The organism is Buttiauxella agrestis ATCC 33320 (genome assembly GCF_000735355.1).
Classification (GTDB): Bacteria; Pseudomonadota; Gammaproteobacteria; order Enterobacterales; family Enterobacteriaceae; genus Buttiauxella; species Buttiauxella agrestis.
The window spans coordinates 1-14,601 of record NZ_JMPI01000059.1 but is presented as its reverse complement, the minus strand read 5'-3'; the positions used below and the strand labels follow the sequence as shown (position 1 = coordinate 14,601).

The following is a 14,601-nucleotide window of genomic DNA, read 5'->3' as shown; positions in this document are numbered from 1 at the left end:
AAGCGTTTGCGTCATCCGACAAAACAAAAAGGCCGCTAAATTTAGCGGCCTTTTTCTATTCAGCGTCCTGTCGTAGAACTCTATGCCCGTACTCCAGCAGCGCATCGGTGACATTGCGCATCATGCGGCTTTCCGGTGCAAAGCGGTGCCAGTACAGCATGCGGCGTTGCATCAGGCCGGGCGTCAGGTCAATCAGCTCACCGCTGTTAATCTCTCTTTCAATTTGCAAATGCGGGATCATGCAGCACGTGGTGCCCTGGCGCGCGAGTTGCACGAAGGCTTCTGACGAGTTAACGATATGGCACGGCACGCTGCCCGGTGACAAATCAAAATTCTGCTGTAAAAACGCCTGGTGCATATCGTCGAGATGGTCAAACGCGACAGCCGGGGCTTTCAACAGTGCTGAACGCGTGACGCCATTCGGGAAATAGCGAGCGGCAAAATCTTTCGACCCGACAAACAGATAATCCAACGCACCGAGCCTGTCGACCAGGCAGCTTGGCAGCGGCTGTGGTTGAATGGACACCGCACCGACCACTTCACCGCGACGCAGGCGTTCTTGCGTTCGGGTTTCATCTTCAACCTGAAGATTCAGACGGATAGGGGAGTCGGCAAGCACAGGCGCGAGGGCTGGCAGCAACCAGGTTGCCAGACTGTCGGCGTTCACCGCAAGCGACAACAACAGAGGCGTGGAGCCGGTTTGCTCATCCCCCAGCCACTCTTCTTCCAGCAGTTCAACCTGGCGTAATAATGCCAGTAACTTTTGCCCTTGTTCGGTTGGGCGCGGTGGAACCGTGCGCACTAACAATGGCTGGCCGAACATATTTTCCAGTTGCTTGATACGCTGTGAAACCGCTGATTGAGTAATGCAGAGCTTTTGTGCTGCGCGCTCAAATCCTCGTTCACGAATCACTGCATCCAGCGCCTGTAGCGTTCTGTAGTCCGGGCGTTTCATTGTTGTTTGCTAACTCCTGTTTTTGTTATTTCAGCACTATGACATAAATTTGCAGTCGATCCAGACCAAATCCACAAAGATAGGATGAGTTCTGCCATTCCCTGGGACAACCTCGAGGCGCTTGCACTATAATGCGCGTCAGTTTTCACAGCACAGGCAAAAACCATGACGCAGGATGAACTGAAAAAAGCAGTCGGCTGGGCAGCATTACAATACGTGCAACCAGGCACTATCGTTGGCGTGGGTACTGGCTCCACTGCCGCGCATTTTATTGATGCTCTCGGGACTATCAAACATCAAATTGATGGTGCCGTTTCTAGCTCCGACGCTTCTACCGCCAAACTGAAAAGCCTTGGCATCACTGTTTACGATCTCAACGAAGTTGACTCTCTGGGTATTTATGTTGATGGCGCCGATGAGATCAACGGCCAGATGCAAATGATCAAAGGCGGAGGTGCTGCGTTAACCCGCGAAAAAATCATCGCTTCCGTGGCGGAAAAGTTTATCTGTATCGCCGATGCGTCCAAACAAGTGGGTATTTTGGGTAACTTCCCGCTGCCGGTTGAAGTGATTCCTATGGCGCGTAGCTGCGTGGCGCGTGAGCTGGTCAAACTCGGTGGTCGCCCGGAATATCGCCAGGGTGTAGTGACTGATAACGGCAACCTGATTCTGGATGTTCACGGCCTGAGTATCGTTGACCCTGTCGCGCTGGAAAATGCCATCAACGGCTTGCCAGGCGTGGTGACTGTGGGTCTGTTTGCCAACCGCGGTGCGGACGTCGCACTGATTGGTACGGCTGATGGCGTGAAAACCATAGTGAAATGATCTGACCGGGGCGCTTCTTGCGCCCCGATTACTGAATAAAAAATGACAAAATAATCTAACGGCAAATTTGGTGACATATGTCACATTCTGAACAACTCCCTGTGATTCATTCCTGGTTCTTTCTTTAGCTCAGCATTTTCTGCTGCCCACTGTGGCTTATTCCTTTCTTGCACTGACGACTGCGCAATCGTTTATATTGCCCCGCCCGTATTTTTTGATATTTTGGCAGAAGGGTGTCTTATCACACAGCACAACATCAGTTCTAAAAATAGGGTCGGGAAATGGCAAAAGTATCACTGGATAAAGACAAGATTAAATTCCTGCTGGTGGAAGGTGTACACCAGAAAGCCGTGGATAACCTCCGCGCGGCAGGCTATACCAACATCGAATACCATAAAGGTGCGCTGGACAGCGATGCCCTGAAAGAGTCGATCCGTGATGCGCATTTCATTGGTCTGCGTTCCCGCACTAACTTAACGGAAGAGATTTTGGCTGCGGCTGAGAAGCTGGTTGCTGTAGGTTGTTTCTGCATTGGTACTAACCAGGTCGATCTGGATGCTGCGGCTAAACGCGGTGTGCCGGTGTTTAATGCCCCGTTCTCTAACACGCGTTCCGTTGCTGAGTTGGTTATCGGCCAACTGTTATTACTGATTCGTGGCGTGCCTGAAGCTAACGCCAAAGCACACCGTGGCGTGTGGAATAAGCTGGCGGTCGGTTCTTACGAAGCGCGCGGCAAAAAGCTCGGCATCATCGGTTACGGCCATATCGGGACTCAGTTAGGGATTCTGGCTGAAGCGCTGGGCATGAATGTCTTCTTCTACGATATTGAAAACAAGCTCCCGCTGGGTAACGCGACTCAGGTACAGCATCTGTCTGATTTGCTGAACATGAGCGACGTGGTCAGCCTGCATGTTCCTGAAAATGCCTCAACTAAAAATATGATTGGTGTCAACGAGCTGGCGCTGATGAAACCGGGTGCGCTGCTGATCAACGATGCGCGTGGCACGGTCGTGGATATCCCAGCATTGTGCGATGCGCTGGCGCGTAAACATCTGGCAGGCGCGGCAATCGACGTGTTCCCAACCGAGCCTGCAACCAACAGCGATCCGTTCACTTCACCGCTGTGTGAGTTTGATAACGTGATCCTGACGCCGCACATCGGCGGTTCAACTCAGGAAGCGCAGGAAAACATCGGTCTGGAAGTGGCTGGCAAACTGGCGAAATATTCCGACAACGGTTCTACCCTGTCAGCAGTGAATTTCCCTGAAGTTTCCCTGCCGTTACACGGTGGTAGCACCAGCCGTTTGCTGCATATTCACGAAAACCGCCCAGGTATCTTGACCGCACTGAACCAGATTTTTGCCGAGCAAGGTATCAACATCGCCGCTCAGTATCTGCAAACTACGCCGCATATGGGTTACGTGGTGATTGATGTGGATGCAGAAGAAGATGTGGCTGAAGCTGCGTTGAAATCAATGAAGGCGATTCCAGGTACTATCCGCGCTCGTCTGTTGTACTAATTCCAAATTTGAGGAGTCCAACAGGACTCCTCTTTTAATCTGAAACTCCACGCCCTCAGTTGTGTTTTTCTTATACTCCACCGATAGTGACATTTTTAGCGAGACGGTGAAGCATCATGACGACTACGTTATTAAAATCCGGCGCATTTTTACTTCTGTTGATTCTTATCTACACGGGCATCAGCACCGCAGACCGCGTTACCTGGCTGATGGAAGTCACTCCAGTCATCATTATTGTCCCTCTGCTTTTAGCGACTTATTCGCGCTACCCGCTGACACCGCTGCTCTATTTTTTGATTTTCCTGCACGCCATCATTCTGATGGTGGGTGGTTTGTATACCTACGCCAAAGTACCGATTGGGTTTGAGGTTCAGGAATGGCTGAATTTAAGCCGTAATCCCTATGACAAACTCGGCCACTTTTTCCAGGGATTAGTTCCGGCGCTGGCTGCGCGCGAAATCCTGATTCGTGGCGGTTATGTGCGTGGGCGCAAAATGGTCGCATTCCTGGTGTGCTGTGTCGCGCTTGCCATTAGTGCGCTGTATGAACTCATTGAATGGGCGGCCGCGCTGGCATTAGGGCAGGGTGCGGATGAATTTTTAGGGACGCAGGGAGACGTGTGGGATACGCAATCAGATATGTTCTGCGCACTTCTTGGGGCGTTGACTACGGTTTTGATTCTGCAATATTGGCATACAAAGCAGCTGCTTAAACTGCGCGCAGCGTGATGCTACCACTGCCAGATTCGCGAAGGCGTGACCACGGCGGGTAAGGGAATATCCCATTCTTCGGCGGGTAACGCCGGAACGTGCTGGCAATCATGTGCCAGCCCAACCGGCCACAAACCGTGCTGCTGCCAGTTTTGCAACGTGCGGTCATAGAAACCGCCGCCCATTCCCAGCCGTTGCCCTTGCTCATCAAACGCCACTAATGGCGCTATCAACACATCGAGCTTATCCAGCGGCAATACATCGCGCACATCAAGCTTAGGCTCAAGGATTTTCAGACGATTCATCACCAGATGGCTGTTTTCCGCGTACCGCAGGAACAACAAATTGCCTTTACTGAATGGATGTAAAACAGGCAGGTAAACGGTTTTCCCCGTTTTCCACAACGCGCGAATCAGCGGCGTGGTATCCAGCTCGCCATCAAACGACAAAAACACCGCAACCGTTGAAGCATTCACAATAGGTTCGTACGCGAGCATGCGTTCGGCAGCAAGTTCTGCGAATTGGTGTTGTTCAATGGGCGTGAGTTGTCGGCGACGTTGGCGAATGTGTTGTCTGATTTCTTGCCGAAGCGATGGGATTAGCTGAATTTTTGTCATGGTGATGACTGGTTTGGTAGGAAGAGGGAATCTCCGAGATGCCGCCGCAGGCTGTAACCCTTGAACCCTTGGTTCAAGGTGAATGCAGCGTCAGAATCATCAGGCTTCTCGGACGGACCGAGCATGCTCACAGACTCTGGAGCACCACACTCTTGTGGTATGAAATATCGGCTCAGGGGACTGGCCCGCTTGCAAACATCTCAGAGAAATTTGGTCTTCAAAGTTACTCTACCATAGGTAACTGGGAAGTGTTATTCAAAATTTGGACCCTGTCTTTCAGTTATGCGACCTTGCTCAAGCAACGCTTGTTCGATGGTCTGCTGTAACATCCGAATACGTTCTTCCATGTTGGAAGCGTAGTCGCGGGTTTTCGATTTTTCCTGAGCCAGCTCGTAGCAAATATTCAGTGCTGCGATAAAAACTAACTGCTCAGTATTTGTGACTCTAGTGCGAACTTTTAAATCTTGCAACCGCTGATCAAGCTCTTGAGCCGCAAGATTCAGTGCATCCTGTTGTTCAGGCGGACAATTCACGCGCAATGAACGACCGAAAATTTGGATATCGACTGGTTGTGCAGACATGCCACCTTCCTGCTGTTAACTCGCCTGCCTCTCGCTAACCTATGCCAGGCTACGAAAGGGGCGTCACTATAGCTATCCCGAAATGAAGATACAAGCCCTTTTCTGGTGCCTTGGGGTCCCTGGTGGTAGCATAACATGAACTATCCCTGCCAACGATGGCGAATGCGCATGTCTATACAGAACACTATGCCTGACTACGACTTAGTCGGCCAACTATTGAATCAGCAAGGCGTAGGCCTCACGGCCTCGGAAATGCACGGCTTAATCAGCGGAATGCTGTGCGGCGGCAACAAAGACACCACCTGGCAACCGCTGTTACATGATTTGACTAACGAAGGTTTAGCCTTTGGTCAAAATCTTGCCGACACCCTGCGTCAAATGCACGGCGCCACCAGTGATTCGCTGGAAGATGACGGTTTTATGTTCCAGCTTTATCTGCCTGAAGGCGATGAAGCGACGGTATTTCATCGTGCCGACGCGCTGGCGGGTTGGGTAAACCACTTCCTGCTGGGCCTCGGTGTGACGCAACCGAAGCTTGATAAAGTCACTGGCGAAACCGGTGAAGCAATCGACGATTTGCGTAACATCGCGCAACTGGGCTACGACGAAGACGAAGATCAAGAAGAGTTGGAAATGTCTCTCGAAGAGATAATCGAGTACGTGCGCGTTGCTGCACTACTGTGCCACGACTACTTTACTCGCCCGGTTCCGACTGCGCCGGAAGTGCAGAAACCAACACTACACTAATAACAAAGTTAAGCTTCAGGAGGTGTGATGAATCAGCACGAATTTCTCCGGCGCCGTCAGGCGTTGTTAGCCAAAATGGCACCGGCGAGCGCCGCGCTCATCTTTGCCGCTCCCGAGGTAACACGCAGTGCAGACAGCGAATACCCGTATCGCCAGAACAGCGATTTCTGGTATTTCACCGGTTTTAACGAACCTGAAGCCGTGCTGGTGCTGATTAAAAGCGACGAAACCCACAACCACAGCGTGCTGTTTAACCGTTTACGCGATAAGACGGCAGAAATCTGGTTCGGGCGCCGTCTTGGGCAGGAAGTCGCGCCAGAAAAACTGGGCGTTGACCGTGCGCTGGCGTTCTCCGAAATCGGCGAACAATTACATCAATTGTTGAACGGTCTGGATGTGGTTTACCACGCGCAGGGCGAATACGCTTATGCCGATAGCATTGTTTTTTCCGCACTTGATAAACTCCGCCGCGGTTCTCGCCAGAACCTCACCGCCCCGGCCACGCTGACGGACTGGCGCCCGTGGGTTCACGAGCAGCGCCTGTTCAAATCAGAAGAAGAAATCATCGCGCTGCGTCGCGCCGGGGAAATCACCGCGCTGGCGCATACCCGTGCGATGGAAAAATGCCGTCCGGGTATGTTTGAATATCAGCTTGAAGGCGAAATCCTTCACGAATTTAACCGTCACGGTGCACGCTTCCCGTCTTACAACACGATTGTCGGCAGCGGCGAAAACGCCTGCATTTTGCATTACACCGAAAACGAGAGCCAAATGCGCGACGGCGATTTGGTGCTGATTGACGCCGGTTGCGAATACAAAGGATATGCAGGCGATATCACCCGTACCTTCCCGGTCAACGGCAAATTTAGTGCACCGCAGCGTGAAATTTACGACATCGTGCTCGAATCTCTCGAAACCGCGCTTAAGCTTTATCGCCCAGGAACTTCCATGCAGGAAGTCACCGCGCAAGTCGTACGCATCATGGTGACTGGCCTTGTGAAGCTCGGCATTCTCAACGGTGAAATAGATAAACTGATTGCTGAGAACGCCCATCGCCCCTTCTTTATGCATGGTTTGAGCCATTGGCTGGGGCTGGATGTGCATGACGTCGGCGTTTATGGGCAGGATCGTTCACGGGTGCTTGAGCCGGGGATGGTGATAACCGTTGAACCGGGTCTGTATATTGCCCCTGATGCCGATGTGCCTGCGCAATACCGTGGAATCGGCATTCGTATCGAAGACGATATTCTGATCACCGCCGACGGTAACGAAAATCTGACGGCAAGTGTGGTGAAATCGGCGGACGAAATCGAAGCATTAATGGCGGCGGCGCGTCAGTCATGAGTGTAATTATTGTCGGTGGCGGTATGGCAGGCGCGACTCTCGCGCTGGCGATATCGCATTTGACCCACGGAAAACTGCCGGTTCATTTGATTGAAGCGGCAGCGCCCGAATCGGCGGCGCATCCTGGTTTTGATGCCCGCGCTATCGCGATTGCTCAGGGAACCTGCCAGCAATTAACGCGCATTGGCGTGTGGCCAGCCATAAAAGACTGCGCGACCCCGATTACCGCGGTTCATGTCAGCGATCGCGGTCATGCGGGTTTTGTCACTCTCGAAGCGCAGGATTATCAAATCCCGGCATTAGGGCAAGTCGTCGAACTGCATGATATCGGTTTGCGTTTATTCGCGCTGTTACGCAAAGCGCCGGGTGTGACGCTGCATTGTCCGCAGCGCGTAGCCTCGTTTACCCGTGAAACCGATAACGTCAGCGTTACGCTTGATAGTGGCGAGCTGATCGAAGGCAAATTGCTGGTGGCTGCTGATGGTTCACGCTCGCCACTGGCTGCGCAATGTGGCATGACCTGGCAGCAGCAGGATTACCAGCAAGTCGCGGTTATCGCCAACATCACCACATCGCAACCGCATAACGGGCGTGCGTTCGAACGTTTCACTGAGCATGGCCCGTTGGCGATGTTACCGATGTCGAATGGGCGCTGTTCGCTAGTTTGGTGCCAGCCGCGAGACGCTCAGGCTGAAATCGCACAGTGGAATGACGAGAAATTCTGCAATGAGCTGCAACGGGCCTTTGGCTGGCGGCTTGGGCGAATCACTCACGCTGGCGCGCGTTCGCAATATCCCCTCGCCTTGACTACCGCTTCGCAGTCGGTTTCGCACCGCGTTGCGCTGGTGGGCAATGCCGCGCAAACTCTGCATCCGATTGCCGGGCAGGGCTTTAACCTCGGCCTGCGCGATGTGATGTCACTGGCTGAAGATTTAGCGGCAGCACACGAAGCCTCTCAGGACCCTGGCAGTTATGCGGTGCTGGCCCAGTATCAGCAGCGACGTCAGGAAGATAAAAATGCCACCATTGGCGTGACCGATGGTTTAGTTCAGTTGTTCGCCAATCGTTGGGCACCGCTTGTTGTGGGGCGCAATCTTGGTTTGATGGCAATGGAACATTTAACTCCGGCACGTGATTTGCTGGCACAGCGTACTCTCGGTTGGGTTGCGCGTTAAAACAGGTTTTTAAGGAGAGTCAAATTGCAAAGCGTTGATGTGGCGATTGTTGGTGGTGGCATGGTCGGACTGGCAGTGGCCTGTGGTTTGCAAGGAAGTGGCTTACGTGTCGCAGTGCTTGAGAACCATCTCCCGCAGCCGCTGGCCGCGGATTCAGCGCCAGCTTTGCGTGTTTCGGCCATCAATGCCGCCAGTGAAAAACTGCTGACTCATCTTGGTGCCTGGCCGAAAATCATCGCCCAACGCGCGAGTTGCTATCACGGCATGGAAGTGTGGGACCACGACAGTTTCGGGCATATTGCTTTTGATGATAAATCCTTTGGATTTAGTCACCTGGGCCACATTATTGAAAATGCGGTCATTCACCATGCTTTATGGCAGCAGGCTGAACAGTGCAGTGACATCACATTGATGGCTCCTGCCGAATTGCAACAAGTCGCATGGGGCGAAAACGAAGCGTTTATCACCCTTAAAGATGGCGCAATGCTCACTGCCCGCCTGGTGATTGGCGCGGATGGCGCAAACTCCTGGGTGCGTAAACAGGCTGATATCCCCCTGACATTTTGGGATTATCGCCACCACGCTCTGGTTGCCACCATTCGTACGACTGAACCTCATCAGGCAGTGGCCCGCCAGGTGTTTCATGGCGAGGGTATTCTGGCATTTCTGCCGTTAAGCGACCCGCATTTATGTTCCATTGTCTGGTCGTTGCCGCCGCTGGAAGCCGAACGTTTGCAGCAGGCGAGTCGTGAAGAATTTAACCAGGCGCTCAGTGTGGCCTTCGATATGCGCCTGGGTTTGTGCAAAGTTGAAAGCGAGCGTCAGGTGTTCCCGTTGACAGGGCGTTATGCGCGTAATTTTGCCGCTCACCGTCTGGCGCTGGTGGGCGATGCTGCACATACGATTCATCCGCTGGCCGGGCAGGGCGTGAACCTGGGCTTTATGGACGCCGCTGAGTTGATTGATGAAGTGCGCCGTTTGCACAGCCAGGGCAAAGATATCGGGCAGTATTTGTATCTGCGCCGCTACGAACGTAGCCGCAAACACAGTGCCGCAATGATGCTCGCCAGCATGCAGGGTTTCCGGGACTTGTTTGCCGGAACTCATCCGGCGAAGAAACTGCTACGAGATATTGGCCTGAAACTGGCTGATACGTTGCCGGGCGTAAAACCGCAATTGGTTCGGCAGGCGATGGGCCTACACGATCTTCCAGAATGGTTAAGATAACTACGTCACATTTCCCTTTCCTTTTATCGGAAAGGGAAATTCCCTTCTCATTTGAAAAATTCTAATCTCACCCATAATTTCGGATTACTTTTTCTCATCCCACCTTTTTAGCGATGTAGTGAATTTGTTTCTGAAATGGTGGTAAATGTTAGCTAACGCTAAATTCTGACGAAAACACTTCTTGTTTATGCGCGGTGCCTCGCATTTTTCCAGATGAATGCTCTGCATCATGTGCCTCTCATTTTGGTCATAAGCTAATGCAATGGCCGTTTGTACCTTATGGTTTACTCCCTCATTCAATGGTAAGTTCAGGCAAAAGGTAACGTTTGCGTCGCTATCGGGATCGGTGGCGATGCTGGGTTTCGTCTGACGAAAAGAAAAGCGAACAGCGCTTTTCAACCAGATGGTTAAAGAGGAACAAATGACTCAAAAGACCCCTTTGTTTGAACAGCACAATCTCTGCGGCGCGCGCATGGTGGATTTCCATGGCTGGATGATGCCATTGCACTATGGCTCGCAGATTGATGAGCACCACGCGGTGCGTAACGATGCCGGGATGTTTGATGTTTCCCACATGACCATCGTTGACCTGAAAGGCAGCCGTACCCGCGAATTCCTGCGTTACTTAGTGGCAAATGACGTTGCCAAACTCACCCAACCGGGTAAAGCCCTCTACACCGCAATGCTCAACGCCTCCGGCGGTGTTATCGATGACCTGATTATCTATTTCCAGACCGAAGACTATTTCCGCCTGGTGGTGAATTCTGCGACCCGTGAAAAAGACCTGGCCTGGATTAACCAACATGCCGAGCCGTTCTCCGTTTCCGTTACCGTGCGTGATGATCTGTCGCTGATTGCCGTTCAGGGGCCAAACGCGCAGGCAAAAGCCGCACAACTGTTTACTGAAGAGCAACGCAAAGCGGTGGCTGGTATGAAGCCATTCTTCGGTGTGCAGGCGGGTGATTTGTTTATTGCTACAACCGGTTATACCGGCGAAGCAGGCTACGAAATCGCGATGCCTAACGAAAAAGCCGCTGAGTTTTGGGCGCAACTGGTCGAGATTGGCGTCAAGCCTTGCGGGCTGGGCGCACGCGATACGCTGCGTCTGGAATCAGGCATGAACTTATACAGCCAGGAAATGGACGAAGGCGTTTCACCCCTTGCCGCCAATATGGGTTGGACTATCGCCTGGCAGCCTGAAGAACGCGATTTTATTGGCCGCGAAGCGCTTGAAGCCCAGCGTGAGAAAGGCACCGACCAACTCGTTGGTTTGATCATGACGGAAAAAGGCGTATTACGTAATGAGCTGCCTGTCCGTTTTACTGACGAATCAGGCAACATCCACGAGGGTGTCATTACCAGCGGAACCTTCTCGCCAACACTCGGTTACAGCATCGCTCTGGCTCGCGTGCCGGCAGGCATTGGTGAAACCGCGATTGTGCAAATTCGTAACCGCGAAATGCCTGTGAAAGTAACCAAACCCATTTTTGTTCGCGGCGGTAAAGCTGTCGCGCAGTGATTTTGAAATCAGGAGAAAAACAATGAGCAATGTGCCAAACGAACTGAAATACAGCAAAGAGCACGAGTGGTTGCGTAAAGAATCTGACGGAACTTACACCGTGGGTATTACCGAGCACGCGCAAGAACTGCTGGGTGACATGGTGTTTGTAGATCTTCCAGAAGTGGGCACAACCGTAAGCACTGGCGATGACTGTGCCGTTGCTGAATCTGTAAAAGCCGCTTCTGATATTTACGCGCCAATCAGCGGTGAGATCATCGCAGTCAACACCGAGCTGAGCGACTCACCAGAGCTTATCAACAGCGAGCCGTACGCGGCGGGTTGGATCTTTAAGATCAAAGCAAGTGACGAGTCCGAACTGGATGGTTTGCTGGATGCGACTGCGTACGAAGCTCTGTTAGAAGACGAATAAGTTTTATGTCCCCTCTCCTGGGGGAGAGGGGGAAACCGTTTAGTATGTTTCAGGAATCACCGCTCATGACCCAGTCTTTACGTCAGCTTGAAAATCACGAAGCGTTTATCGACCGCCACATTGGACCAGATGCACAGCAGCAACACGAAATGCTGGAGGCGGTGGGCGCTCGTTCGTTAAACGACTTAATCGCTTCGATCGTTCCGGCTGATATCCAGCTTGCCGAGCCACCACAGGTGGGTGAGGCTGCAACTGAATTCGCGGCCCTGGCTGAATTAAAGACCATCGCCAGCCGTAACAAGCGTTTCAAAACGTACATCGGCATGGGTTATACCGCGGTGCAAACTCCGCCGGTGATCCTGCGTAATATGCTGGAAAATCCAGGCTGGTATACCGCGTACACGCCGTATCAGCCGGAAGTCTCACAAGGCCGCCTTGAAGCACTGCTGAACTTCCAGCAAGTGACGCTGGACCTGACCGGTCTGGACATCGCTTCTGCATCCTTGCTGGATGAAGCGACTGCCGCAGCCGAAGCCATGGCTATGGCAAAGCGCGTCAGCAAACTGAAAAACGCCAACCGTTTCTTTGTTGCCGCTGACGTACATCCGCAAACGCTGGATGTAGTGCGTACCCGCGCCGAAACCTTCGGCTTTGACGTGATTGTCGATGATGCCGCGAAAGTGCTCGATCACCAGGATGTCTTCGGCGTGCTGCTGCAACAAGTGGGCACCACGGGTGAAGTGCATGATTACAGCGCTCTGATTACCGAACTGAAAAGCCGCAAAGTCATCGTGAGCGTTGCCGCTGACTTTATGACGCTGGTTCTGCTGACTGCACCTGGCAAACAAGGTGCTGACATCGTATTTGGTTCCGCGCAGCGTTTTGGCGTGCCAATGGGTTACGGTGGCCCGCATGCTGCATTCTTTGCCGCACGTGACGAATTCAAACGCTCTATGCCTGGCCGTATTATCGGCGTTTCCCGCGATGCCGCGGGCCGCACCGCGCTGCGCATGGCGATGCAAACTCGCGAGCAACATATTCGCCGCGAAAAAGCGAACTCCAACATTTGTACTTCCCAGGTTTTGCTGGCAAACATCGCCAGCCTGTATGCGGTGTTCCACGGCCCGGCTGGCCTGAAACGCATTGCAGGGCGCATTCATCGCCTGACCGATATTCTGGCGGCTGGCCTGCAACAAAAAGGGCTGGTGCTGCGCCACAAACATTGGTTCGATACTCTGTGCGTTGAAGTCGCTGATAAAGCCGCTGTGCTGTCGCGTGCTGAAGCCAATGAAATAAATCTGCGCAGCGACATTCTCAACGCAGTGGGTATTACGCTTGATGAATCAACCACGCGTGAAGATGTGCAGGCGCTGTTCGATGTCTTGTTGGGTGATAACCACGGTCTGGATATCGATAAACTGGACCAAAACGTGGCGGGCGATAGCCTGTCTGTTCCGAAAGGAATGCTGCGTGAAGACGCGATCCTGACGCATCCAGTGTTTAATCGCTACCACAGCGAAACCGAAATGATGCGTTACATGCACTCGCTTGAACGCAAAGATCTGGCGCTGAATCAGGCGATGATCCCGCTCGGCTCCTGCACCATGAAGCTGAATGCCGCCGCTGAGATGATCCCAATCACCTGGCCTGAATTCGCTGAACTGCACCCGTTCTGCCCGGCAAACCAGGCGGAAGGTTATCATCAGATGATTTCCCAGTTGTCCGACTGGCTGGTGAAACTGACCGGTTACGACGCGCTTTGTATGCAGCCAAACTCTGGTGCGCAAGGTGAATACGCAGGCCTGCTGGCGATTCGTCGTTACCATGAAAGCCGCAACGAAGGCAGCCGTAATCTGTGCCTGATCCCAAGCTCTGCGCACGGTACCAACCCGGCGTCAGCACAAATGGCGGGCATGGAAGTAGTCGTTGTCGCGTGCGATAAGCAAGGCAACATCGATCTTCACGATCTGCGTGTGAAAGCCGAACAAGCGGGCGATGCGCTGTCTTGCATCATGGTGACGTACCCGTCCACGCACGGCGTTTACGAAGAAACTATCCGCGAAGTGTGCCAGATTGTTCACCAGTTCGGCGGCCAGGTTTACCTCGATGGCGCGAACATGAACGCACAGGTGGGAATCACTTCACCGGGTTATATCGGTGCCGATGTTTCACACCTTAACCTGCATAAAACCTTCTGCATTCCTCACGGCGGTGGCGGCCCAGGCATGGGGCCAATCGGTGTGAAAGCTCACCTGGCACCGTTTGTTCCAGGCCACAGCGTAGTGCAAATTGAAGAGATGCTGACCCAGCAGGGCGCCGTTTCTGCGGCACCGTTTGGCAGCGCATCGATTCTGCCAATCAGCTGGATGTATATCCGCATGATGGGCGCGCAGGGGCTGAAAAAAGCCAGCCAGGTAGCCATCCTGAATGCTAACTACATTGCGACCCGCCTGAAATCTGCATTCCCGATTCTTTACACCGGGCGCAGTGGACATGTGGCGCACGAATGTATTCTTGATATTCGTCCTCTGAAAGAAGAGACCGGTATTAGCGAGCTGGATATTGCTAAACGCCTGATTGATTTCGGCTTCCATGCGCCGACCATGTCGTTCCCGGTGGCGGGTACGCTGATGGTTGAGCCGACGGAATCTGAAAGCAAACTGGAACTGGATCGCTTTATCGACGCGATGCTGACTATCCGCACTGAAATCGACCGTGTTGCACGAGGTGAATGGCCGCTGGAAGATAACCCGCTGGTTAACGCCCCGCACACCCAGGACGAAATCGTTGCTGACTGGACGCACCCGTACTCCCGCGAACTGGCGGTATTCCCGACAGGCCATAGCAATAAATACTGGCCAACCGTGAAACGCCTGGACGATGTGTTTGGCGACCGCAATCTGTTCTGTTCTTGCGTGCCGATGAGCGAATATCAGTAAGCTCTAAAACAACCCTCACCCTGGCCCTCT

Annotated in this window: 13 protein-coding genes and 1 other RNA gene; 10 read left to right on the top strand and 4 right to left on the bottom strand. The window is 53.0% G+C overall.

From position 1 onward, the window contains the following. Positions 1–55 precede the first annotated feature (55 nt). A complete protein-coding gene (gene argP / locus GBAG_RS16760; RefSeq protein ID WP_034498332.1) occupies positions 56–955 on the bottom strand; it encodes a DNA-binding transcriptional regulator ArgP in 900 nt (299 codons plus the stop codon). A 165-nt stretch (positions 956–1,120) separates the two neighbouring features. On the opposite strand from argP, the gene rpiA reads away from it, so the two are divergent. From rpiA to GBAG_RS16745, 3 genes are all read left to right on the top strand, one after another. Beyond that, positions 1,121–1,780 (top strand): ribose-5-phosphate isomerase RpiA, encoded by a 660-nt coding sequence (gene rpiA, locus GBAG_RS16755; protein WP_034498330.1) that lies wholly within the window; start codon positions 1,121–1,123, stop codon positions 1,778–1,780. A 281-nt stretch (positions 1,781–2,061) separates the two neighbouring features. Further along, complete coding sequence (gene serA / locus GBAG_RS16750; RefSeq protein ID WP_034498327.1) at positions 2,062–3,300, top strand: phosphoglycerate dehydrogenase; 1,239 nt, start codon at positions 2,062–2,064, stop codon at positions 3,298–3,300. A 116-nt stretch (positions 3,301–3,416) separates the two neighbouring features. After that, complete coding sequence (locus tag GBAG_RS16745; RefSeq protein ID WP_034498324.1) at positions 3,417–4,028, top strand: DUF2238 domain-containing protein; 612 nt, start codon at positions 3,417–3,419, stop codon at positions 4,026–4,028. Between the two features lie 2 nt (positions 4,029–4,030). On the opposite strand, the gene GBAG_RS16740 is transcribed toward GBAG_RS16745, so the two are convergent. The 3 genes from GBAG_RS16740 to zapA form a co-directional block, all read right to left on the bottom strand. After that, positions 4,031–4,627 carry a 5-formyltetrahydrofolate cyclo-ligase gene (locus tag GBAG_RS16740; protein WP_034498322.1) on the bottom strand — a complete coding sequence of 199 codons (597 nt, stop codon included), beginning with the start codon at positions 4,625–4,627 and terminating at the stop codon, positions 4,031–4,033. 26 nt (positions 4,628–4,653) lie between these two features. Next, a non-coding RNA gene (gene ssrS, locus GBAG_RS22325) (6S RNA) lies at positions 4,654–4,837 on the bottom strand. A gap of 41 nt (positions 4,838–4,878) precedes the next feature. After that, positions 4,879–5,208, bottom strand: a complete 330-nt coding sequence (zapA, locus tag GBAG_RS16735; protein ID WP_034498319.1) for a cell division protein ZapA — start codon at positions 5,206–5,208, stop codon at positions 4,879–4,881. Positions 5,209–5,376: 168 nt separating this feature from the next. Between zapA and GBAG_RS16730 the strand changes: the two genes are divergently transcribed. From GBAG_RS16730 to gcvP, 7 genes are all read left to right on the top strand, one after another. Continuing rightward, positions 5,377–5,955: a YecA/YgfB family protein gene (locus tag GBAG_RS16730; RefSeq protein WP_156104905.1), complete on the top strand. Its 579-nt coding sequence runs from the start codon at positions 5,377–5,379 to the stop codon at positions 5,953–5,955. A 27-nt stretch (positions 5,956–5,982) separates the two neighbouring features. Then, positions 5,983–7,299 (top strand): Xaa-Pro aminopeptidase, encoded by a 1,317-nt coding sequence (gene pepP / locus GBAG_RS16725; RefSeq protein WP_034498316.1) that lies wholly within the window; start codon positions 5,983–5,985, stop codon positions 7,297–7,299. Then, the gene (gene ubiH, locus GBAG_RS16720; protein ID WP_034498314.1) at positions 7,296–8,474 is read left to right on the top strand and encodes a 2-octaprenyl-6-methoxyphenyl hydroxylase; all 1,179 of its coding nucleotides are present in this window, start codon (positions 7,296–7,298) and stop codon (positions 8,472–8,474) included. The genes pepP and ubiH overlap by 4 nt, the downstream gene beginning before the upstream one ends. A 24-nt stretch (positions 8,475–8,498) precedes the next feature. Further along, positions 8,499–9,701 carry an FAD-dependent 2-octaprenylphenol hydroxylase gene (gene ubiI, locus GBAG_RS16715; protein ID WP_034498312.1) on the top strand — a complete coding sequence of 401 codons (1,203 nt, stop codon included), beginning with the start codon at positions 8,499–8,501 and terminating at the stop codon, positions 9,699–9,701. Positions 9,702–10,122: 421 nt separating this feature from the next. Then, positions 10,123–11,220: a glycine cleavage system aminomethyltransferase GcvT gene (gene gcvT / locus GBAG_RS16710; RefSeq protein ID WP_034498432.1), complete on the top strand. Its 1,098-nt coding sequence runs from the start codon at positions 10,123–10,125 to the stop codon at positions 11,218–11,220. Between the two features lie 22 nt (positions 11,221–11,242). Further along, complete coding sequence (gcvH, locus tag GBAG_RS16705) at positions 11,243–11,632, top strand: glycine cleavage system protein GcvH (RefSeq protein WP_034498310.1); 390 nt, start codon at positions 11,243–11,245, stop codon at positions 11,630–11,632. A gap of 65 nt (positions 11,633–11,697) precedes the next feature. Continuing rightward, entirely contained in the window at positions 11,698–14,571 is a 2,874-nt protein-coding gene (gene gcvP, locus GBAG_RS16700; protein ID WP_034498308.1) for an aminomethyl-transferring glycine dehydrogenase, read from the top strand. The last annotated feature ends 30 nt before the right edge of the window (positions 14,572–14,601 follow it).